At 72.0% G+C, this 20,304-nt stretch carries 20 protein-coding genes and 1 riboswitch; of the genes, 12 read left to right on the top strand and 8 right to left on the bottom strand.

All coding sequences use genetic code 11. The features are described from left to right. Positions 1–85: 85 nt before the first annotated feature. A complete protein-coding gene (locus ACH4C6_RS00485) occupies positions 86–643 on the top strand; it encodes a TetR/AcrR family transcriptional regulator (protein ID WP_398107095.1) in 558 nt (185 codons plus the stop codon). A 242-nt stretch (positions 644–885) separates the two neighbouring features. Here ACH4C6_RS00485 and ACH4C6_RS00480 read toward each other — a convergent pair whose 3' ends face one another. Next, positions 886–1,512, bottom strand: a complete 627-nt coding sequence (locus ACH4C6_RS00480) for a murein hydrolase activator EnvC family protein (RefSeq protein ID WP_398106333.1) — start codon at positions 1,510–1,512, stop codon at positions 886–888. 273 nt (positions 1,513–1,785) lie between these two features. Between ACH4C6_RS00480 and rpsB the strand changes: the two genes are divergently transcribed. The 11 genes from rpsB (at position 1,786) to ACH4C6_RS00425 (ending at position 13,151) form a co-directional block, all read left to right on the top strand. Next, a complete protein-coding gene (rpsB, locus tag ACH4C6_RS00475; RefSeq protein WP_398106332.1) occupies positions 1,786–2,676 on the top strand; it encodes a 30S ribosomal protein S2 in 891 nt (296 codons plus the stop codon). Positions 2,677–2,848: 172 nt separating this feature from the next. Next, a complete protein-coding gene (gene tsf / locus ACH4C6_RS00470; protein ID WP_398106331.1) occupies positions 2,849–3,685 on the top strand; it encodes a translation elongation factor Ts in 837 nt (278 codons plus the stop codon). A 183-nt stretch (positions 3,686–3,868) separates the two neighbouring features. Beyond that, on the top strand, positions 3,869–4,627 hold the full coding sequence (gene pyrH / locus ACH4C6_RS00465; RefSeq protein WP_398106329.1) for a UMP kinase: 759 nt from the start codon (positions 3,869–3,871) through the stop codon (positions 4,625–4,627). Positions 4,628–4,789: 162 nt separating this feature from the next. Continuing rightward, positions 4,790–5,347, top strand: coding sequence for a ribosome recycling factor (frr, locus tag ACH4C6_RS00460; protein ID WP_006136598.1), 558 nt, complete (start codon positions 4,790–4,792; stop codon positions 5,345–5,347). After that, a complete protein-coding gene (locus ACH4C6_RS00455; protein ID WP_398106327.1) occupies positions 5,347–6,498 on the top strand; it encodes a phosphatidate cytidylyltransferase in 1,152 nt (383 codons plus the stop codon). Before frr ends, ACH4C6_RS00455 begins: the two co-directional genes overlap by 1 nt. 118 nt (positions 6,499–6,616) lie before the next feature. Further along, entirely contained in the window at positions 6,617–7,069 is a 453-nt protein-coding gene (locus ACH4C6_RS00450) for an SRPBCC family protein (RefSeq protein WP_398106326.1), read from the top strand. A gap of 203 nt (positions 7,070–7,272) precedes the next feature. Continuing rightward, on the top strand, positions 7,273–8,379 hold the full coding sequence (gene rlmN, locus ACH4C6_RS00445; protein WP_398106325.1) for a 23S rRNA (adenine(2503)-C(2))-methyltransferase RlmN: 1,107 nt from the start codon (positions 7,273–7,275) through the stop codon (positions 8,377–8,379). Positions 8,380–8,403: 24 nt separating this feature from the next. Then, positions 8,404–8,508: riboswitch (TPP riboswitch) on the top strand. Between the two features lie 76 nt (positions 8,509–8,584). Continuing rightward, positions 8,585–9,670, top strand: a complete 1,086-nt coding sequence (locus tag ACH4C6_RS00440; protein ID WP_398106324.1) for a thiamine ABC transporter substrate binding subunit — start codon at positions 8,585–8,587, stop codon at positions 9,668–9,670. Continuing rightward, entirely contained in the window at positions 9,646–11,310 is a 1,665-nt protein-coding gene (locus ACH4C6_RS00435; protein ID WP_398106323.1) for an ABC transporter permease, read from the top strand. Before ACH4C6_RS00440 ends, ACH4C6_RS00435 begins: the two co-directional genes overlap by 25 nt. Then, positions 11,310–12,329 carry an ABC transporter ATP-binding protein gene (locus ACH4C6_RS00430; protein ID WP_398106322.1) on the top strand — a complete coding sequence of 340 codons (1,020 nt, stop codon included), beginning with the start codon at positions 11,310–11,312 and terminating at the stop codon, positions 12,327–12,329. Before ACH4C6_RS00435 ends, ACH4C6_RS00430 begins: the two co-directional genes overlap by 1 nt. 24 nt (positions 12,330–12,353) lie before the next feature. Continuing rightward, positions 12,354–13,151 (top strand): maleylpyruvate isomerase family mycothiol-dependent enzyme, encoded by a 798-nt coding sequence (locus ACH4C6_RS00425; protein WP_398106321.1) that lies wholly within the window; start codon positions 12,354–12,356, stop codon positions 13,149–13,151. Between the two features lie 57 nt (positions 13,152–13,208). On the opposite strand, the gene ACH4C6_RS00420 is transcribed toward ACH4C6_RS00425, so the two are convergent. The 7 genes from ACH4C6_RS00420 to ACH4C6_RS00390 form a co-directional block, all read right to left on the bottom strand. Then, positions 13,209–13,925 (bottom strand): LAETG motif-containing sortase-dependent surface protein, encoded by a 717-nt coding sequence (locus ACH4C6_RS00420; protein WP_398106320.1) that lies wholly within the window; start codon positions 13,923–13,925, stop codon positions 13,209–13,211. A gap of 147 nt (positions 13,926–14,072) precedes the next feature. Beyond that, complete coding sequence (locus ACH4C6_RS00415) at positions 14,073–15,194, bottom strand: LOG family protein (protein ID WP_398106319.1); 1,122 nt, start codon at positions 15,192–15,194, stop codon at positions 14,073–14,075. Between the two features lie 85 nt (positions 15,195–15,279). Further along, positions 15,280–15,687: a VOC family protein gene (locus tag ACH4C6_RS00410; RefSeq protein WP_398106317.1), complete on the bottom strand. Its 408-nt coding sequence runs from the start codon at positions 15,685–15,687 to the stop codon at positions 15,280–15,282. A gap of 124 nt (positions 15,688–15,811) precedes the next feature. Next, complete coding sequence (locus ACH4C6_RS00405; RefSeq protein WP_398106316.1) at positions 15,812–17,299, bottom strand: hypothetical protein; 1,488 nt, start codon at positions 17,297–17,299, stop codon at positions 15,812–15,814. Further along, entirely contained in the window at positions 17,281–18,030 is a 750-nt protein-coding gene (locus ACH4C6_RS00400; protein ID WP_398106315.1) for an ABC transporter ATP-binding protein, read from the bottom strand. The genes ACH4C6_RS00405 and ACH4C6_RS00400 overlap by 19 nt, the downstream gene beginning before the upstream one ends. A 204-nt stretch (positions 18,031–18,234) precedes the next feature. After that, positions 18,235–19,602, bottom strand: coding sequence for an aspartate aminotransferase family protein (locus ACH4C6_RS00395; protein WP_398107094.1), 1,368 nt, complete (start codon positions 19,600–19,602; stop codon positions 18,235–18,237). A gap of 13 nt (positions 19,603–19,615) precedes the next feature. After that, a complete protein-coding gene (locus ACH4C6_RS00390; RefSeq protein WP_306930355.1) occupies positions 19,616–20,155 on the bottom strand; it encodes an Lrp/AsnC family transcriptional regulator in 540 nt (179 codons plus the stop codon). Positions 20,156–20,304: the final 149 nt, after the last annotated feature.

Genomic DNA, 20,304 nt, shown 5'->3' with positions numbered 1-20,304 from the left:
ATGTCACCGGCTGGGCAGGAGGTACTCCCGTCGGGCGGGGCGCGTCCGTAGAGTGGTCGACGTGCCAAGGATTCGAGCGGCCTCCGTGGCCGAGCACCGGTCGATGCAGCGAGCCGCCCTGCTGGACGCGGCTCGTTCCTTGTTGTCGGAGGGCGGTACGGAGGCGTTGACCTTCCCCGCCCTCGCCGAGCGCACGGGACTCGCGCGGTCGAGCGTCTACGAGTACTTCCGGTCGCGGGCCGCCGTCGTCGAGGAGCTGTGCGAGGTCGACTTCCCGGTCTGGGCGGCCGAGGTGGCGGCGGCGATGGAGCAGGCCCCGACGCCCGGTGCCAAGGTCGAGGCGTACGTGCGCCGGCAGCTCCTGCTGGTCGGCGACCGGCGGCACCGGGCCGTGGTGGCGATCTCGGCGAGCGAGCTGGACGCCGGGGCCCGGGAGAAGATCCGCGCGGCCCACGGGGGCCTGGTCGCCATGATCGTCGAGGCGCTGGGGGAGCTCGGGCACGAGCAGCCGCGGCTCGCGGCGATGCTGGTCCAGGGCGTCGTGGACGCGGCCGTACGCCGGATCGAGCTGGGGGCGGCCGAGGAGCCCGAGGCGATCACGGACGCGGCGGTGTCGATGGCCCTGCGGGGTGTGGGGGGCTGAGCCCCGCGCGGACCGGTGCGACCCGGGCCGTCCAGCCGGCGTCGGGAGCATCGGGGGTATCGGGGCAGCGGGGTAGGCACGGCGTCACTCCGGCGGTCGGCCGCCGGCCGCTGTGACCGGCCGCTGTGACCGGCCGCCGGCGGTCAGCCGGGCGCCGCCGCTACCGGCCCGAGCGGCCAGCCGGGCCGCCGCTACCGGCATCGAGCGGCCAGCCGGGCACCGTCTGTACCGGCACCGAGTGGTCAGCCGGGCGCCGCCGGTACCGGCAGCAGCCGGGAGGGTCCTCTGTGCAGGAGCCACGGCGGGAGCAGGGACAGCGGGTCCAGGTACGTCTCGCCCCGGCGCAGGCCCCAGTGCACGCAGGTGGCCGTGCAGTGCGACCCCGTCCTCGCCACCGTGCCGATCACCTGGCCCGCCGCCACCTGCTCGCCCTTCTCCACCGCCGCCGTCACCGGTTCGTAGGTCGTGCGCAGCGGGGGATCGCCCGTCCCGGTGAGTTCCACCGAGATCACGCCTCTGCCCGCCACCCCGCCCGCGAAGGACACCCGCCCGGCGGCCACCGCCCGTACCGGTGCGCCCGTCGGTGCCGTCAGGTCCACGCCCCGATGGCCCGCCGCGTACACCGTCGCCGGCGGTTCCCAGCCGCGCAGGACCGGCGGGCGGGAACCGACGGGCCACACGCGGCCGACGGCCGGCACGGCCGGCACGGCCGGCACGGCGGGCTCGGCGGGCTCGGCGTATTCGGCGGGGTCCGCGGCGGGGGTGGCCGCCGCGAACAGGGGCGGCGGAGGGGCCAGCAGGGCCGTCGCCGTCAGGGCCACCAGCAGGACCAGCCGCGTGATCACGCGCACACATCGCTTCGCTCGCATGCGGAGAATCGTCGCGGAACACCCCCGTCGCCGCCCGGGCCTGTGGACCGCCGTCCGCTTGTGGACATCGGCGTCACCCGGGGCCTCCCGGGTCCCGTACACTTCTGGTGGCGATCCGGGTCACCGGGTCGACTTCGCACGCCCCGATACGACGGCCGGAGACGGTCCGTATCTGCGCCCCTCGGTCCCTCGTGGCACGGCGCGCAGCGGGCGTCAGGCGCGGGAGCCGTCCGGCACCCGCGGCACAACCGAGAAAATCAAGGAGATACGGCCATGGCCGTCGTCACGATGCGGGAGCTGCTGGAGAGCGGCGTCCACTTCGGTCACCAGACCCGTCGCTGGAACCCGAAGATGAAGCGCTTCATCTTCACCGAGCGCAACGGCATCTACATCATCGACCTGCTCCAGTCGCTGTCGTACATCGACCGCGCCTACGAGTTCGTCAAGGAGACCGTCGCCCACGGCGGCACGGTCATGTTCGTCGGCACGAAGAAGCAGGCGCAGGAGGCCATCGCCGAGCAGGCCACCCGCGTCGGCATGCCCTTCGTCAACCAGCGCTGGCTGGGCGGCATGCTCACCAACTTCTCGACCGTCTACAAGCGTCTGCAGCGCCTCAAGGAGCTCGAGCAGATCGACTTCGAGGACGTCGCCGCGTCGGGTCTGACCAAGAAGGAGCTTCTCGTGCTCTCGCGCGAGAAGGCCAAGCTGGAGAAGACCCTCGGTGGTATCCGCGAGATGCAGAAGGTGCCCAGCGCCGTCTGGATCGTGGACACCAAGAAGGAGCACATCGCCGTTGGTGAGGCCCGGAAGCTGAACATCCCGGTCGTCGCGATCCTCGACACCAACTGCGACCCCGACGAGGTCGACTACAAGATCCCGGGCAACGACGACGCGATCCGCTCCGTCACCCTGCTCACCCGCGTCATCGCCGACGCCGTCGCCGAGGGCCTCATCGCCCGCAGCGGTGTCGCCACCGAGGGCAAGGGCGAGAAGGCCGCGGGCGAGCCGCTGGCCGAGTGGGAGCGCGACCTGCTCGAGGGCGAGAAGAAGGCCGACGAGGCTGCTCCGGCCGCCGAGGCCGCCCCGGCCACCGAGGCTGCTCCGGCCGCCGAGGCCGAGAAGCCGGCCGAGGGCGAGAAGCCGGCCGAGGCCGAGCAGGCCTGACCCGTCAGTCCGAGGTGACGGCGGGAGCGGCACCGCACCCAGCGCCCACCGGCGCGGTGAAGTCCGCTCCCGCCGTTCACCCGTAGGTCAGCGGTAGGACAGCGCGCTCCTGCTCCATGGAGCGCACCGCAGATCTTCGATCTTCCAGACTTCGAGAGAGATTCACAGACTCATGGCGAACTACACCGCCGCCGACGTCAAGAAGCTCCGTGAGCTCACGGGCGCCGGCATGATGGACTGCAAGAAGGCGCTGGACGAGGCCGAGGGCAACGTCGAGAAGGCCGTCGAGGCGCTCCGCATCAAGGGCCAGAAGGGCGTCGCCAAGCGCGAGGGCCGCTCCGCCGAGAACGGTGCCGTCGTCTCGATCATCGCCGACGACAACTCCTCCGGTGTCCTCGTCGAGCTGAAGTGCGAGACGGACTTCGTCGCCAAGGGCGAGAAGTTCCAGGCCGTGGCCCGGACCATCGCCGAGCACGTCGCCAAGACCTCCCCGGCCGACCTCGAGGCCCTGCTCGCCTCCGAGATCGAGTCCGGCAAGACCGTCCAGGCGTTCGTCGACGAGGCCAACGCCAACCTGGGCGAGAAGATCGTCCTGGACCGCTTCGCGCAGTACGCCGACGGCTACGTCACGGCCTACATGCACCGCACGATGCCCGACCTGCCCCCGCAGATCGGTGTCCTCGTCGAGCTGGACAAGCCGAACGCGGAGATCGCCAAGGGCGTCGCGCAGCACATCGCCGCCTTCGCGCCGAAGTACCTCTCCAAGGAGGACGTGCCGGCCGAGGTCGTCGAGTCCGAGCGCCGCGTCGCCGAGGAGACCACCCGCGCCGAGGGCAAGCCCGAGGCCGCGCTGCCGAAGATCGTCGAGGGCCGTCTCAACGGCTTCTTCAAGGACGCCACGCTGCTCGGCCAGCCGTACGCGCTCGACAACAAGAAGTCCGTCCAGAAGGTCCTGGACGAGGCCGGTGTCACCCTGAAGCGCTTCACGCGCATCAAGGTCGGCATCTGAGTCCGTACCGCGATCGGCGCCCGGCCCCGATAGGGTCGGAGCAGTCGTCCGCGTACGCCGTCACATGAGTGGCGGACGACAGCAGATCTGACGAGGAGGCCATTGCCGTATGGGATGCGAATCACGCCCCACCGGCAATGGCCTTCTTCGCATGTGCACCACGTGAAAGAGGCGGGATCCCCCATGACGACCAAGGCCCAGAAGAGCGACGACGGCAAAGTACCCGGCCGGTTCCTGCTGAAGCTGTCCGGAGAGGCCTTCTCCGGCGGCGGGGGCCTGGGCGTCGACCCCGACGTGGTGCACAAGATCGCCCGCGAGATCGCGGCCGTCGTGCGCGACGGAGCGCAGATCGCCGTCGTCATCGGCGGCGGCAACTTCTTCCGCGGCGCCGAACTCCAGCAGCGCGGCATGGACCGGGCGCGCTCCGACTACATGGGCATGCTCGGCACGGTCATGAACTGCCTGGCCCTGCAGGACTTCCTGGAGAAGGTCGGCGTGGACTGCCGTGTGCAGACCGCCATCACCATGGGCCAGGTCGCCGAGCCCTACATCCCGCTGCGCGCCGTGCGCCACCTGGAGAAGGGCCGCGTGGTCATCTTCGGCGCCGGTATGGGCATGCCGTACTTCTCCACCGACACCACCGCCGCCCAGCGCGCGCTGGAGATCGACGCCGAGGCGCTGCTCATGGGCAAGAACGGCGTGGACGGGGTCTACGACTCCGACCCGAAGACCAACCCGGACGCGGTGAAGTTCGACCACCTCGGGTACGGCGAGGTCATCACCCGCGACCTCAAGGTCGCCGACGCCACGGCCGTGACGCTGTGCCGCGACAACAGGCTCCCGATCGTGGTCTTCGAGCTGCTCGCGGAGGGCAACATCGCGCGGGCCGTCAAGGGTGAGAAGATCGGCACGCTGGTGGGGGACGCCGGCAGCCGGGACTGAGGTCCCCGAGAACAACCCCGTCCGGGGGACGGACGGGACGGAGCCGGGCCGGGGGATGGACAATGTCCCGCCGGTCGGGAACCGTGCAGAAGAAGACGCGACGCAGCCGGCCGCCGCCCCTGAGGAAACGCAGCCGGGCCTACTCACACGCAGGAGCAAGTGGTGATCGAAGAGACCCTCCTCGAGGCCGAGGAGAAGATGGAGAAGGCCGTCGTGGTCGCCAAGGAGGACTTCGCCGCGATCCGCACCGGCCGTGCGCACCCGGCGATGTTCAACAAGATCGTGGCCGACTACTACGGCGCGCCGACCCCGATCAACCAGCTGGCCTCGTTCTCGGTGCCGGAGCCGCGCATGGCCGTGGTGACCCCGTTCGACAAGAGCGCGCTGCGCAACATCGAGCAGGCGATCCGCGACTCCGACCTCGGCGTCAACCCGAGCAACGACGGCAACATCATCCGTGTGGTGTTCCCCGAGCTGACCGAGGAGCGCCGCCGCGAGTACATCAAGGTCGCCAAGGGCAAGGGCGAGGACGCGAAGATCTCGATCCGCTCCGTGCGCCGCAAGGCGAAGGAAGCCATCGACAAGCTGATCAAGGACGGCGAGGTCGGCGAGGACGAGGGCCGCCGTGCGGAGAAGGAGCTCGACGACACCACCGCGAAGTACGTCGCGCAGGTGGACGAGCTCCTGAAGCACAAGGAAGCGGAGCTGCTCGAGGTCTGATGAACGACTCTTCCTGGGGGGCGCCGCCACAGGCCGGGTACTGGGGACCCACCGACCGGGGCCAGGGCCACGGGCCCGTGCAGGGCCCCGGTCATGGGTACGCCTACGGTCCCGGCCACGGACACGCCCCGGGGGCCGCTCCGGCGGGTCCCGCATACGATGCGTATGAAGCGCCTCAGACTCGCCCCATGCCCATCGTTCCCGGCGTGACCGAATCCGGCGGAAACCAGGACGACGACCGGGGGATCGCTCGGCCGAGCGGCCTCCCGGTCCGCGACGAGACCCATCCGGAGCCCATGCCCGACGCCTCGCAGCCGGCCCCCAAGCCGCAGAAGAAGAGCGCGGGTCGCGACCTGAGTGCCGCGATAGGGGTCGGGGTCGGTCTCGGAGCGGTGATCGTCGCGTCGCTGTTCATCGTGAAGGCCGTCTTCGTCGGCGTCGTCGCGGTCGCCGTCGTGGTGGGCCTGTGGGAGCTGACCAAGCGCCTCGACGAACGCAAGGGCATCCGGGCACCCCTCGTGCCGCTCGCGCTCGGCGGGGCCGCGATGGTCGTCGCCGGGTACGTCCGGGGCGCCGAGGGTGCCTGGGTCGCCATGGCGCTCACGGCGCTGGCGGTACTGGTCTGGCGCATGACGGAACCGCCGGAGAACTACCTCCGGGACGTCACAGCCGGTGTCTTCGCGGCGTTCTACGTGCCGTTCCTGGCGACGTTCGTGACGATGATGCTCACCGCGGACGACGGTCCGCAGCGGGTGCTCACCTTCCTGCTGCTCACCGTCGTCAGCGACACGGGCGCCTACGCCGTCGGCTGGCGGTTCGGCCGGCACAAGCTCGCGCCGCGCATCAGCCCCGGCAAGACCCGCGAGGGTCTGCTCGGCGCGGTCTCCTTCGCCATGGTGGCGGGCGCGCTGTGCCTGCAGTTCCTCATCGACGACGGGGCGTGGTGGCAGGGACTGGTCCTCGGCCTCGCGGTCGCCGTCAGCGCCACGCTGGGCGACCTCGGTGAGTCCATGATCAAGCGGGACCTCGGCATCAAGGACATGGGCACGCTGCTGCCGGGGCACGGCGGCATCATGGACCGGCTCGACTCGCTGCTGCCGACCGCTCCGGTGGTGTGGCTGCTGCTGGTGCTCTTCGTGGGTTCCGGCTGAGGCGAGCGGTACGACTCGGTGGGCCTCCGTCCGGCAGGGCGGGGGCCCACCGCCGTTCCGGGCGACTTCGCGGACCCGAGGTGGGACGATGCACCTGTACCTCCCGAAGGAGGCCGCCATGGCCGTCATCCGAGAGAGCATCGACGTGGACCGCCGTCCCGAGGAGGTGTACGCCTACGTCACGGACGCCCCGCGCATGCCGGAGTGGCAGCTGAGCGCCGTGTCCGCCGAGTGGCTGGACGAGGGGCCGGTGGGGGTGGGGACCCGGGTCCGGGTCAGGCGGCACGTCGGCCGCGACCGGATCGTGCCGATGACCATGGAGGTCACCGAGTACGACCCTCCGCACAGCTGGGGCATGCGCACGGTGGACGGCCCGGTCCGGGCCCGCGTGCACGGCGAGGTCGAGCCGCTCGACGAGGGGCGCCGCTCCCACGTCACGATCGACGTCGACTTCGAGGGCCACGGCATGGGCAAGGTCCTGGTCCCGCTCGTCGTCCGCGCCCAGGCCCGCAAGGAACTCCCGCGCAACGAACGGCTGCTCAAGGACCGGCTGGAGCGGCCCGGGGCGTGAGACGTCCCACGGCCCCGGCACCGCCGTGACCGCTCGCCGGGCGGGGCCGGGGACGCCCGTGCCCGGCCCTGGGCCGTCACCGGGCCGCCCGGGCCGTCCGGACCGCCCGGGCCGGCCGCCACCGGCGGTCGCCACCTGCGGATGAGTGCCCCCAGCCCGCTCGGGCCCGGCAACGGGAATCGATCTGCGACACTGGGGGAGTTATGCCTGCACCCGGAGAACTCACTTTCGTCGCCCCCCGCGGAGCCAAGAAGCCGCCGCGGCATCTCGCCGATCTCACTCCTGCCGAGCGCAAGGAGGCCGTCGCCGCGGTCGGGGAGAAGCCGTTCCGTGCCAAGCAGCTGTCGCAGCACTACTTCGCGCGGTACGCGCACGACCCGGAGCAGTGGACCGACATCCCCGCCGGCAGCCGTGACCGGCTGCGGGAGGCGCTGCTGCCCGAGCTGATGACCGTCGTGCGGCACCTGTCCACCGACGAGGGCACCACCCGCAAGACCCTGTGGCGGCTGTTCGACGGGACGCTCGTCGAGTCCGTGCTGATGCGCTACCCGGACCGGGTGACCATGTGCATCAGCTCCCAGGCCGGGTGCGGGATGAACTGCCCGTTCTGCGCGACCGGGCAGGCCGGTCTCGACCGGAACCTGTCCACCGCCGAGATCGTGCACCAGATCGTCGACGGCATGCGCGCCCTGCGGGACGGGGAGGTCCCCGGCGGTCCCGCCCGGCTCAGCAACATCGTGTTCATGGGCATGGGCGAGCCGCTCGCGAACTACAACCGGGTCGTCGGCGCCATCCGCCGCCTCACCGACCCCGAGCCGGACGGGCTCGGGCTGTCGCAGCGCGGCATCACCGTCTCCACCGTCGGCCTCGTCCCGGCCATCCACCGCTTCGCCGACGAGGGCTTCAAGTGCCGGCTGGCGATCTCCCTGCACGCCCCGGACGACGAGCTGCGCGACACGCTGGTGCCGGTCAACACCCGGTGGAAGGTGCGCGAGGTGCTGGACGCCGGGTTCGAGTACAGCGCCAGGTCCGGGCGGCGGCTGTCCATCGAGTACGCGCTGATCCGGGACATCAACGACCAGGCCTGGCGTGGTGACCGGCTCGGCCGGCTCCTTCGGGGCAAGCCGGTGCACGTCAACCTGATCCCGCTGAACCCCACGCCGGGCTCCAAGTGGACCGCCTCCCGGCCCGAGGACGAGAAGGCGTTCGTGGAGGCCATCGCCGCCCACGGTGTGCCGGTGACGATCCGGGACACCCGGGGTCAGGAGATCGACGGGGCGTGTGGTCAGCTCGCGGCCACCGAACGGTAGTCTGATCGCCGTATCCACATCTGCATATTCCGACAGGGGAGCGCCACAGCGCTGAGAGTGCGGCACGGCCGCAGACCCTCCGAACCTGGCCCAGGTCATTCTGGGTAGGGAGATCGGTCACCACTCGAGCTGTTGCGCCCTGCCCGGGACCACGGAAGTCCCGGGCAGGGCCGCGTCTTCTCCTGGTCACTCCAGGAGGAATGAAGTGAGCATCAACGCGAAGCGCCTGACGGCCGCGGTCGTCGGGCTCGGCCTGGCCGGCACGCTCGTGGCGTGCGGGTCCTCGGACGGGGGTCAGGGGTCGGGCGACTCCAGGACCGTCACGCTCGTCAGCCACGACTCGTGGGCCGCCTCCAAGGACGTCCTCGCGGCCTTCGAGAAGCAGTCCGGCTACCGGGTCAGGGTCCTGAAGGACGGCGACGCCGGGCAGGCCGTCAACAAGGCCATCCTCACCAAGGACAACCCGCAGGGCGACGTCTTCTTCGGCGTCGACAACACCCTGCTCTCCCGCGCCCTCGACAACGGCCTGTTCCAGCCGTACGAACCGAAGGGCTCGGACCGCATCGCTCCCGAGTACCGCGTCGACCGGGACGAGCACCGGGTCACCCCCGTCGACACCGGCGACGTCTGCGTCAACTACGACAAGAAGTACTTCGCCGAGCACGACCTCCGGCCGCCGCGGACCCTCGACGACCTGGCCGACCCCCGGTACAAGGACCTGCTGGTCACCGAGAACGCCTCGTCGTCCTCGCCCGGCCTCGGCTTCCTGCTCGGCACCGCCGCGAAGTACGGCGACCGGGGCTGGGAGGGCTACTGGAAGAAGCTCAAGGCCAACGGCGTGAAGGTCGTCGACGGCTGGGAGCAGGCCTACAACGAGGAGTTCTCCGGCTCGGCCGGCGGCCGGAAGGCCAAGGGCGACCGGCCGCTCGTCGTCTCCTACGCCTCCTCCCCGCCCGCCGAGGTCGTCTTCGCCGACCCGAAGCCGGACACCGCCCCGACCGGCGTCGCCGAGGGCACCTGCTTCCGGCAGGTCGAGTACGCGGGCCTGCTCGGCAACGCGCGGAACGCCGAGGGCGGCAAGGCGTTCCTCGACTTCCTCGTCGGCAAGCGGTTCCAGGAGGACATGCCGCTCAACATGTTCGTCCACCCGGTGCGCGAGGACGCCCAGGTGCCGCCGGAGTTCGAGAAGTACGGGCCGCAGGCGAAGGACCCGCAGACCATGGACCCGGCGAAGATCGCCGACCACCGTGACCAGTGGGTCAAGTCGTGGACCTCGCTCGTACTGAAGTAGCCGCCCGCAGGCGGGGCGCGGCGGCACGGTTCGGTCTGCTGGCCGTGCCCGTCGCGTTCTTCGCGGTCTTCTTCGCCTACCCCGTCGCCGCGATCGTCGCGCGCGGTCTGAAGACCGGCGGGGCCTGGCACCCGGCGCGGATCGGGGAGGTGCTCGGGCAGTCCGACGTGCGGCACGTGCTGTGGTTCACCACCTGGCAGGCGCTCGTCTCCACCGCGCTCACGCTGCTGATCGCGCTCCCCGGCGCGTACGTCTTCGCGCGCTTCGACTTCCCGGGCAAGCAGGTGCTGCGGGCGGTGGTGACCGTGCCGTTCGTGCTGCCGACGGTCGTCGTCGGGACGGCGTTCCTGGCGCTGGCCGGGCGCGGCGGGCTGCTCGACGAGCTGTGGGGCGTGCGGCTGGACACCACGGTGTGGGCGATCCTGCTCGCCCACGTCTTCTTCAACTACGCCGTCGTCGTGCGGACGGTGGGCGGGCTCTGGGCGCAGCTCGACCCGCGGCAGGAGGAGGCCGCGCGGATGCTCGGCGCCTCCCCGGCGACCGCCTGGCGGAAGGTGACCCTGCCCGCCCTCGCCCCGGCGGTGGCCGCCGCCGCGTTGATGGTCTTCCTGTTCACCTTCACCTCCTTCGGTGTCGTCCAGATCCTCGGCGGGCCCACCTTCTCCACCCTGGAGGTGGAGATCTACCGGCAGACGTCCGAGATCTTCGACCTGTCCACGGCGGCCGTGCTCACCCTGATCCAGTTCGCCGCGGTGGGCGCGGTCCTCGCCCTGCACGCCTGGACGGTGCGGCGGCGGGAGACGGCCCTGCGGCTCGTGGACGCGGCGGTGACCGCGCGCCGCCCGCGCGGGGCCGGGCAGTGGTCGCTGCTGGCCGGGGCGCTGGCCACCGTCGCCGTACTGATCGTGCTGCCGCTGGCCGTGCTGGTGCAGCGCTCCCTCGGCACCCCCGGGTTCGGCTACTACCGGGCGCTGACCCGCCAGGACGGCGGCATGTTCCTGGTCCCGCCGATCGAGGCGGTCGGCAACTCGCTGTCCTACGCCGTCGCCGCCACCGCCATCGCCGTGCTGGTCGGTTCGCTGGCCGCCGGCGCGCTGACCCGCCGGGACGCCGGGCGGTTCGTGCGCGGCTTCGACGCGCTGCTGATGCTGCCGCTCGGGGTGTCCGCGGTGACCGTCGGCTTCGGGTTCCTGATCTCCCTCGACGAGCCGCCGCTGGACCTGCGGTCCTCGTGGATCCTGGTGCCGCTCGCGCAGGCGCTGGTCGGGGTGCCGTTCGTGGTGCGCACCATGCTGCCGGTGCTGCGGGCGGTGGACGTGCGGCTGCGGGAGGCGGCCTCGGTGCTGGGGGCCTCGCCGTGGCGGGTGTGGCGGGAGGTGGACCTGCCCATCGTGCGGCGGGCCCTGCTGATCGCGGCCGGCTTCGCCTTCGCCGTCTCCCTCGGGGAGTTCGGGGCGACGGTCTTCATCGCGCGGCCCGACAACCCGACCCTGCCGGTGGCGGTGGCGCGACTGCTGGGACGGCCCGGTGACCTCAACTACGGCCAGGCGATGGCCCTTTCGACGATTCTGATGGTGGTGTGCGCCGTGGCCCTGCTGGTGCTGGAGAGGCTGCGCACCGATCGGACCGGGGAGTTCTGATGCTGCTGGCTCTGCACGAGGCGACGGTCCGTTTCGGCGGGCGGGCCGTGCTGGACGCGGTCGGCCTGGGGGTCGCCGAGCACGAGGTCGTGTGCGTGCTCGGGCCCAGCGGCAGCGGCAAGTCGACGCTGCTGAGGGCGGTCGCCGGGTTGCAGCCGCTGGACGCCGGGCGGATCCTGCTCGACGGGCGGGACCAGGCGGGGGTGCCGGCGCACCGGCGGGGCGTCGGGCTGATGTTCCAGGACCACCAGCTGTTCCCGCAGCGGGACGTCGGTGGGAACGTGGCGTTCGGTCTGCGGATGCACGGTGTGTCGAAGGCGCAGCAGGCCGAGCGGGTAAGGGAGTTGCTCGACCTCGTCGGTCTGCCGGGCGCGGCCCGGCGGTCCGTTGCCGCGCTGTCCGGCGGGGAGCAGCAGCGGGTGGCCCTGGCCCGGGCGCTGGCGCCCAACCCCCGGCTGCTGATGCTGGACGAGCCGCTGGGGCAGCTCGACCGGTCGCTCCGCGAGCGGCTCGTCGTCGAACTGAGGGAGCTGTTCGGCCGGTTGGGCACGACCGTGCTCGCCGTGACGCACGACCAGGGGGAGGCCTTCGCGCTGGCCGACCGGGTCGTGGTGATGCGGGACGGGCGGATCGCCCAGTCCGGTACGCCGCTGGAGGTGTGGCAGCGGCCGGCCGACGCGTTCGTGGCCCGCTTCCTGGGCTTCGAGAACGTCGTCGCGGCCACCGTCGGCGCCGAGGCCGCCGACACGCCGTGGGGCAAGGTGCCGGTGCCGCCGGACGCACCGCAGGGCAGCCGGACGCTGCTGGTGCGGCCCGCCGGTGTGCGGCTGGTGCCCGCCGGCCAGGGCCTGCCCTGCACGGTGGCCGCCCGTACCTTCCGGGGGACCCATGTCGCCGTCCACCTCCAGCCCGAGGACGCCCCGCGTCTGGAGGCGGCGTGCGCGCTGCGGGCGGCGCCCGCCGTGGGGGAGCGGGTCGGGGTGGAGTTCGACGGGGCGGAAATCGTGGTGCTCGACTGAACGCCGGCGCCTAGGGTCGTGGGCATGACGCCACTTCCGCACGAGCGCTACTGCGACGAAATCGCCTGTCAGGTGGGCCTGTTGAGGTCGGTGGTGACCTCCGGTACCGACCTGTCCGCCGCCGTGCCGACCTGTCCCGACTGGTCGCTGGAGGACCTGGTGCGGCACACCGGAGGCGCCCTGCGCTGGGCGGAGCTGCTGGTGCGCACCCGGGCCGAGGACGACGTCCCCGAGGAGCGGGTGCAGGGCGGCGGCGGACCCGGGCCGGCGGGGGACACCGCCGCGCTGGACGCCTGGCTGGCGGAATCCGGGGAGCGGCTCGTCGCCACCCTGCGCGAGGCCGGGCCCGACGCCAAGGTCTGGGGCTGGGCGGGGATCCTCACCTCGGGGTTCTGGGCCCGTCGCATGACCCACGAGATCACGGTGCACCGGGCGGACGCGGCCCTCGCGGCCGGGCTGCCCTACGAGGTCGCCCCCGACGTGGCGGCCGACGCGATCGACGAGTGGCTGGAGATCCTGCGCCACGCTCAGCGGACGCAGCCGGACGACCAGGTGGCCGACCTGCGCGGCGGAGGCCGGAGCATCCATCTGCACGCCACCGACACCGGGCCGGAGCTGAACGCCGAGTGGCTGATCGAACTCGCCGGGGACGGCGTCCGCTGGCGTCGGGGCCACGCGAAGGCCACGGTCGCCCTGCGCGGGCCCCTCACCTCCGTGCTGCTGGCCTTCTACCGCCGGCTTCCGCTCGACACACCGGAGGTGGAGGTGCTCGGCGACCGGGCGCTGCTGGAGTTCTGGCTGGAGCGGGCGAGCTTCCGCTGAACGGGCCGTGGCCCGCCCCCGGTCGGGGACGGGCCACGGCGTCGCGGTCTGCGGGCGTCAGCTGTCGCTCTTGGCCCGGCGGCGCATGCCGAGGAACACCGCGCCACCACCCACGACGACCAGGGCCGCCGCGATGCCGGCGATGAGGCCGGTGTGGGAGTCGGCGCCGGTCTCGGCGAGGTTGGACTCACCGGCCGGGGCGGGCGCGTTGCCCGCGGGCACGGGGCTGTCGCTCTCCGAGGGGTTCGGAGCCGGAGCCTCGGACTCCTCGGCCGGCTTCGAGGGGGAGGCCGACGGGGCCGACGGGCTCGGAGTGGCCGTGGCCGGCGTGGTCGCCGGGGGCTTCTCCTCCTCCTTCTTGCAGGCGGTGGCCGGGGTCACGAGGTTGGGCTCGATGTCCTCGTCGACGTAGGAAGCCGCCTTGACGTGGATGCGGTACTCGGCGTTCGGCTTCCACTCCTCGGCGAAGGTGATCGTGGTGCCCTTGCGGGTGCCCTTGACCACCTGCTCGCCGACCTTCTTCGCGTCGGCGCCGTTGTTCTGCAGGTACACGGTGACCGTGGCCGGTATGCCGGCGGGGTCGACGTCGGTGACGGCGATGACGCCCTTGTCACCGTCGCACTTGGCCTCGGCCGAGAACTCGTTGATGTTGCAGGCCAGCGCGTTGCCGGCGGCGCCGAACGCGAGCGTGGCGGAGGCCGAGACGACACCGAGGACACGCACGGTGCGTGCGCGGCGCGGGGACGTACGGCGGGATACGGACAGAACTGCCACGTTTGTCCTTTACAGGGTGCGTAAAGAGGGGGGTGGTGGGCGGTGTTGACTGAGCATCAGCACCACCGGGAGGCTCACAGGTCTATAAGCGGCTCATCAGCAGTGTCAACGCATATGCCACGTGCGGGGACCGGCTTTGCCTTCTTATTAACCGCCCAGACGTTTCAACGCCTCGGGTGCCTCCTCGATCCGCTCCACCAGAGCGATCCGCGACTCCATCGAGCGGCCCTCGGCCAGCGTGCGCAGCAGGGGCCAGGCGGGCAGCCTCCGCGTCCAGTGGTCCCGGTCGACGAGCACCATGGGCGTGGGCTCGCCGCGCGACTCGTAGTAGTTGGGCGTCGCGTTGTCGAAGATCTCCTGAAGGGTCCCGGCGGCGCCGGGCAGGAACACCACGCCCGCGTTCGAGCGGGCCAGCAGCCCGTCCTCCCGGGTGGCATTGGCGAAGTACTTGGCGATGTGGGAGGCGAACGCGTTCGGCGGTTCATGGCCGTAGAACCACGTCGGGATGCCGACGGAGCGGCCGCCGCGCGGGTGGCGGGAGCGGACCTCGAAGGCGGCCGTCGCCCATCGGGTGATCGACGGAGTGAAGTGCGGTTCCTTGCCGAGGAGTTCGAGCGACTCGGTGAGCATGCCGTCGTCGAACGGGGCGGCGTACGCACCGAGGTTGGCCGCCTCCATGGCGCCGGGGCCGCCGCCGGTGGCGACGGTGAACCCGGCCCGGGCCAGCTCCCGGCCGAGCCGCGCGGCGCCCGCGTACCTCTCGGTGCCGCGGGCCATCGCGTGGCCGCCCATCACGCCCACCACCCGGGCGCCGGTGAGGAGTTCGTCGAGCGCGTCCGAGACGGAGTCGTCGTGGACGGCGCGCAGCATCGAGGCGTGGATGTCCCGGTCGGCCCTCGTCCGCTGGAACCAGGCGTAGGCGAGGGCGTCGGGCGTGGCCTCGTAGCCGTCGGCCAGGGACGCGAACAGTTCCTCCGGCGAGTACAGCAGGCCGCGGTAGGGGTCGAAGGGCAGGCCCGGGACCGGCGGGAAGACCAGGGCGCCGTCCGCGCGGACCTTCGCCGCGGCGTCCTCGCGCATCGCGCAGCCGAGGAACACGGCCCCCGTCGTGTCCGTGCCGAGCAGTTCGCGCGTACGGTCCGTCAGGTCCACGGCCTGCACGCGGTGTCCCGCGAGGGTGCCGCGCGCCGAGACGGTCGCGTCGAACTCCTCGAGGGTCTCTATCTCACGGTCGTCGTGGTGGGCCGCATGGGCGGGCATCGTCTGCACCCTGCCCATGCTGGCACAGCCCCGGTCAGCCCTGGACGGCCGCCGTCAGCCCTGGACGGCCGCCGTCAGCCCTGGACGGCCGCCGTCAGCCCTGGACGGCCGCCGGATCCATCCACACGACCTCGAAGGTGTGGCCGTCCGGGTCGTCGAAGGCCCGGCCGTACATGAACCCGTGGTCCTGGGTCTCGCCGGAGACCGAACCGCCCGCCGCGACCGCCTTGTCGACCAGTTCGTCGACCTTCGCGCGGCTCTCGGCGCTCAGCGCGATCAGCACCTCGCTGGTCCGGGTCGCGTCCGCGATCTCCTTCTGGGTGAACTGGGCGTACTTCTCCTTGGTGTGCACCATCACGACGATGGTGTCGCTGATGACGACCGAGGCGGTCGAGTCGTCGCTGAACTGCTCGTTGATCGCGTAGCCGAGCTCGGTGAAGAACTTCTTGGAGGCGCCGAGGTCGGCGACGCACAGGTTCACGAAGATCATCTGCTGGTACATGCGAAGTCTCTCCCCGCGGGTTCGGTGGGTCGTTACGCGGGGATAGACCGGGGCCCGGTGCCGAACTCATCGCCGCGCGGAGACCTTTTTTCACGGGTTCTGCGACCGGCGCCCCCCGCGGCGGTCAGTGCGCCAGAGGCAGGGCCGCGAGCTCCGCGACCGTGAGGGTGAGCGGGCCGAACAGGGCGAGCAGGGCGCCGGCCCGCACCGCGGCGGCGCTGCGCAGCGTCGAGGCGGAGGCACCCAGCCGTTGCAGGGCCGCGGTGGTCTCGGCCCGGTCCTGCCGGGCCTCGACCGCGGCGGTCATGAGCGTGGCCAGTGTGCAGCCGGTCACCAGGGCCACGCCGAGGAGCGTCAGCGGACCGAGCGACAGCCCGTCCGGGGCGTGCAGCAGGGCCATGGCCCACAGGGCGGACATGACCGCGCAGACGACGCCGAGGGGACGGCCGATGCGGCCGGCCTCCGCCATGAGGATGCGCCCGGCCAACAGCCGCAGGGCGCCGGGGCGGGCCGACTGGAGGAGCCGTCCGCACAGGTGCGTCAGGCCGGGACCGGCCAGGGCCAGCCCCACGGCGGCCAGCACCCAGCCCGCCAGGACGCCGGGGGAGGCACCGGAGAAGGTGAGGTCGGGGGGCGCCGGGGCGGTACGGCTCGTGTAGGTCTCCACGGCCAGACCCGCGGCCAGCACGGTGATGCCCCAGGGCAGCCCCGAGGGCGCGGCGGTCGCCGGGCGCACGGGAGCGGGACGGTCCGGCAGGACCGCGTCGAGCGCGGCGCCGCCGGCGGCGGCCGCGGCCGGGGCGGCGGCCGGGTGCTGCACGGTGATGTCGCCGGCCGGCACGGCCGGCTGCGGGGGCTCGGCCAGCGCGCTCACCGCGCCGCCGCCGTTGCTCGCGGCGGCCGCCGCGACGGCCGGCTCGCCCGACCGGGCGGCGGGCGGGCCGCTCGGGGCGGCGGACCCGGGTGTGGAGGGGCGCGTGGGCCGGACGATCTGCCGGCCGAACCGGCCGTAGGCGCCGAAGGTCTCCCGTGCGGCGGTGCGGCGGTACGCGCCGAAGCGGCCGTAGGTCCGGGCCGCCCGGGTCCCCTCGGGCGGCGGGGTCTCGCGCGGGCGCAGCGTCAGCGCCGCCGCCACCGAGGCCGCGACGGGCACGATCGCCAGCAGGGTGAGGGTGCCCGGCAGGGGCAGCGGCCGGTTCCCGCCGAGGGACGCGGTGGCGGCGCCGTCGAAGGGCATGCCCGACAGGTCGCCCCGCAGGTGCAGGAAGACCAGCAGCGCCAGCATCGAGCCGAGGGTGCACGACAGGGCGGTGGTCGCCGTCGACACGGCCATCAGGCGCAGCGGGCCGAGGCCGATCGCGGAGAGGCCGGTGCGGGGCCGGGTGCCGGGGTCGGTGCGGGCCACGGCGACCGCGAAGTACACCGTCGAGGCCAGCGGGGCCGCGCACCAGGCCAGGCGCATCACCGAGTCACCGGTGGCCCCGGGGTGGGCCAGCGCGTGGCCCAGCGCGCACAGCAGCAGGAAGCCCGTGCCCGCCGAGGCGGCCGCGACCAGCAGACGGCGCAGTTGCAGGGCCGGGCGGGCGCCGCGGCTCAGACGGAGAGCGAGCACGCCGCCCGGCCTCCCGGCTCGGCACCCTCGCCCACGGGCGGCAGGTGCACGGTCTGGACCCGCCGCCCGTCGAGCAGGGAGACGGTGCGGTCGGCGAGGGCCGCGGTGTCCGGGTCGTGGGTGGCCAGCACCACGGTGATGCGGTGGGAGCGGGCCGCCGTGGTCAGGGTGCGCAGGACGTGCGCGCGGTCGGCGCGGTGCAGGGGCGCCGTGGGCTCGTCGGCGAACAGGACCGAGGGTGCGGGCGCCAGGGCGCGGGCGATGCAGACCCGCTGCCGCTCGGCGTGCACCAGCTGGTGCGGGCGCTTGCGGGCGCCGTGCCCGATGTCCAGGCGCTCCAGCCACTCCAGGGCGGCGGTCTTGGCCCGGCGCCGGCTGACGCCGCGCAGCATCAGGGGCAGGGCGGTGTTCTCCCAGGCGTTGAGCTCCGGGACCAGGGAGGGAAAGGGGTCGATCCAGGTGAAGCGGTCGCGGCGCAGCCGCTCCCGGGTGAGGGGACCCATGGTGTGCACGGGCACGCTGTTGAACCAGACCTCGCCGCGCCGGACGGGCACCAGTCCGGACAGGCACCGCAGCAGGGTGGTCTTGCCGCTGCCGCGCGGGCCGCCGACGGCGAGGATCTCGCCCTCCCGGACGCCGAGCGAGACACCGCAGAGCGCGGGTGAGCCGTCGTCGTGCTGGAAGTGCAGGGCACGTGCCCAGAGCACGTCGTTGTCCGGCGGGGCCTCCATGGGCGTACACCTCGGTTCAGATCCGTAGTTCCCGTGCCATCCCCCGTGCGGGGGAACGAAGGCAGGGCCGATCGGTCACTGGGCACGCTAGGCAGAAGGCGGCGGGACGCCGGACAGCACGCGGCCCCGGGCCGCCGTTTCTCACTCGAACGGGCGGCACCGGGGCCGGTGTTGATCATCCAGGCAGACGATCGGAGCGACGGGTCAGAGCTTGGTCCACGCCTCCGTGAGGGTGGCGCGCAGGATCTGCTCGATCTCGTCGAACGTCGACTGGTCCGAGATCAGCGGCGGGGCGAGCTGCACGACCGGGTCGCCGCGGTCGTCGGCACGGCAGTACAGGCCGTTGTCGTACAGCGCCTTGGAGAGGAAGCCGTACAGGACGCGCTCGGTCTCCTCGTCGTTGAAGGACTCCTTGGTGTTCTTGTCCTTCACCAGCTCGATGCCGTAGAAGAAGCCGTTGCCGCGGACGTCGCCGACGATCGGCAGGTCGTGCAGCTTCTCCAGGGTGGAGCGGAACGCGCCCTCGTTGTCCAGGACGTGCTGGTTGAGGTTCTCGCGCTCGAACAGGTCGAGGTTGGCCAGGCCCACGGCCGCGGAGACCGGGTGGCCGCCGAAGGTGTAGCCGTGCAGGAAGGTGTTGTCGCCCTTGTAGAACGGCTCGGCCAGGCGGTCGGAGATGATGCACGCGCCGATCGGGGAGTAGCCCGAGGTCATGCCCTTGGCGCAGGTGATCATGTCCGGCACGTAGTCGAACTTGTCGCAGGCGAAGTAGGTGCCCAGGCGGCCGAAGGCGCAGATGACCTCGTCGGAGACGAGCAGCACGTCATACTGGTCGCAGATCTCGCGCACGCGCTGGAAGTAGCCGGGCGGGGGCGGGAAGCAGCCGCCGGCGTTCTGCACGGGCTCCAGGAAGACCGCGGCGACGGTGTCCGGGCCCTCGAAGAGGATCTGCTGCTCGATCTGGTCGGCGGCCCAGCGGCCGAACGCCTCCGGGTCGTCGCCGAAGATCGGGGCGCGGTAGATGTTGGTGTTCGGCACCTTGTGCGCGCCCGGCACCAGCGGCTCGAAGGGGGCCTTCAGGCCCGGCAGGCCGGTGATGGACAGGGCGCCCTGCGGGGTGCCGTGGTAGGCGACCGCGCGGGAGATCACCTTGTGCTTGGTGGGCTTGCCGACCAGCTTGAAGTACTGCTTGGCGAGCTTCCAGGCGGTCTCGACGGCCTCACCGCCGCCGGTGGTGAAGAAGACCTTGTTCAGGTCGCCCGGGGCGTGGTGGGCGAGGCGCTCGGCCAGCTCGACGGCCTTGGGGTGGGCGTAGGACCACACGGGGAAGAACGCGAGCTCCTGCGCCTGCTTGAACGCGGTCTCGGCGAGCTCCACGCGGCCGTGCCCGGCCTGCACCACGAACAGCCCGGCGAGGCCGTCCAGGTAGCGCTTGCCCTGGTCGTCGTAGATGTAGGTGCCCTCGCCCCGGACGATGGTGGGGACGGGGGCCTTCTCGTACGACGACATGCGCGTGAAGTGCATCCACAGGTGGTCGTACGCGGACTGGGAGAGGTCCTTGCTCACGGCTATCGGGTCCTCACGATTATCGGGTTCCCCACATGTAGGTCTGCTTCTTGAGCTTGAGGTAGACGAAGCTCTCGGTGGAGCGCACTCCGGGCACCGCCCGGATGCGTTTGTTGATGACGTCCAGCAGGTGGTCGTCGTCCTCGCAGACGATCTCCACCATCAGGTCGAAGGACCCCGCGGTCATCACCACGTACTCGCACTCGGACATGGCCGACAGCGCGTCCGCGACCGACTCCACGTCGCCCTCGACGTTCACGCCGACCATCGCCTGCCTGCGGAAGCCCACGGTGAGCGGGTCCGTGACGGCGACGATCTGCATCACGCCCTGGTCGAGCAGCTTCTGGACGCGCTGGCGCACGGCCGCCTCGGACAGGCCCACGGCCTTGCCGATGGCGGCGTACGGCCGGCGGCCGTCCTCCTGGAGCTGCTCGATGATGGCGAGGGAGACGGCGTCCAGCTGCGGCGAGCTGCCGTTCCTGGACTCGCGGGAGGGCTCGCGGTGCTCCCGCGACCCCTTCTGGTCTGCGCTTCGACTGGCCACGAGGTCACTGTGCACGAGGTATCGACACTTCCGCAAGCCTGGATCGATGAAATCCGTTGTTTGAGTCCCCGAGTCCTGCGGATTCCGCACGAACGACGGGAGTGGGGGTGTTGAAAACGTGGGTCCGCCGACTAGGGTGGTGTCTCAATCAATGGACATCCGAA

Source organism: Streptomyces sp. NPDC017943, from assembly GCF_044328425.1.
GTDB lineage: Bacteria > Actinomycetota > Actinomycetes > Streptomycetales > Streptomycetaceae > Streptomyces > Streptomyces djakartensis_A.
Note: the sequence above shows the minus strand (reverse complement) of the source record. Positions and strands in the feature narration are given on the sequence as shown.

Bases quoted from the DNA above. Each gene is read 5' to 3' on its own strand.
- ACH4C6_RS00480 (WP_398106333.1), bottom strand. From the start codon at position 1,512: ATGCGAGCGAAGCGATGTGTGCGCGTGATCACGCGGCTGGTCCTGCTG.
- rpsB (WP_398106332.1), top strand. From the start codon at position 1,786: ATGGCCGTCGTCACGATGCGGGAGCTGCTGGAGAGCGGCGTCCACTTC.
- tsf (WP_398106331.1), top strand. From the start codon at position 2,849: ATGGCGAACTACACCGCCGCCGACGTCAAGAAGCTCCGTGAGCTCACG.
- pyrH (WP_398106329.1), top strand. From the start codon at position 3,869: ATGACGACCAAGGCCCAGAAGAGCGACGACGGCAAAGTACCCGGCCGG.
- ACH4C6_RS00455 (WP_398106327.1), top strand. From the start codon at position 5,347: ATGAACGACTCTTCCTGGGGGGCGCCGCCACAGGCCGGGTACTGGGGA.
- ACH4C6_RS00450 (WP_398106326.1), top strand. From the start codon at position 6,617: ATGGCCGTCATCCGAGAGAGCATCGACGTGGACCGCCGTCCCGAGGAG.
- rlmN (WP_398106325.1), top strand. From the start codon at position 7,273: ATGCCTGCACCCGGAGAACTCACTTTCGTCGCCCCCCGCGGAGCCAAG.
- ACH4C6_RS00430 (WP_398106322.1), top strand. From the start codon at position 11,310: ATGCTGCTGGCTCTGCACGAGGCGACGGTCCGTTTCGGCGGGCGGGCC.
- ACH4C6_RS00425 (WP_398106321.1), top strand. From the start codon at position 12,354: ATGACGCCACTTCCGCACGAGCGCTACTGCGACGAAATCGCCTGTCAG.
- ACH4C6_RS00410 (WP_398106317.1), bottom strand. From the start codon at position 15,687: ATGTACCAGCAGATGATCTTCGTGAACCTGTGCGTCGCCGACCTCGGC.
- ACH4C6_RS00400 (WP_398106315.1), bottom strand. From the start codon at position 18,030: ATGGAGGCCCCGCCGGACAACGACGTGCTCTGGGCACGTGCCCTGCAC.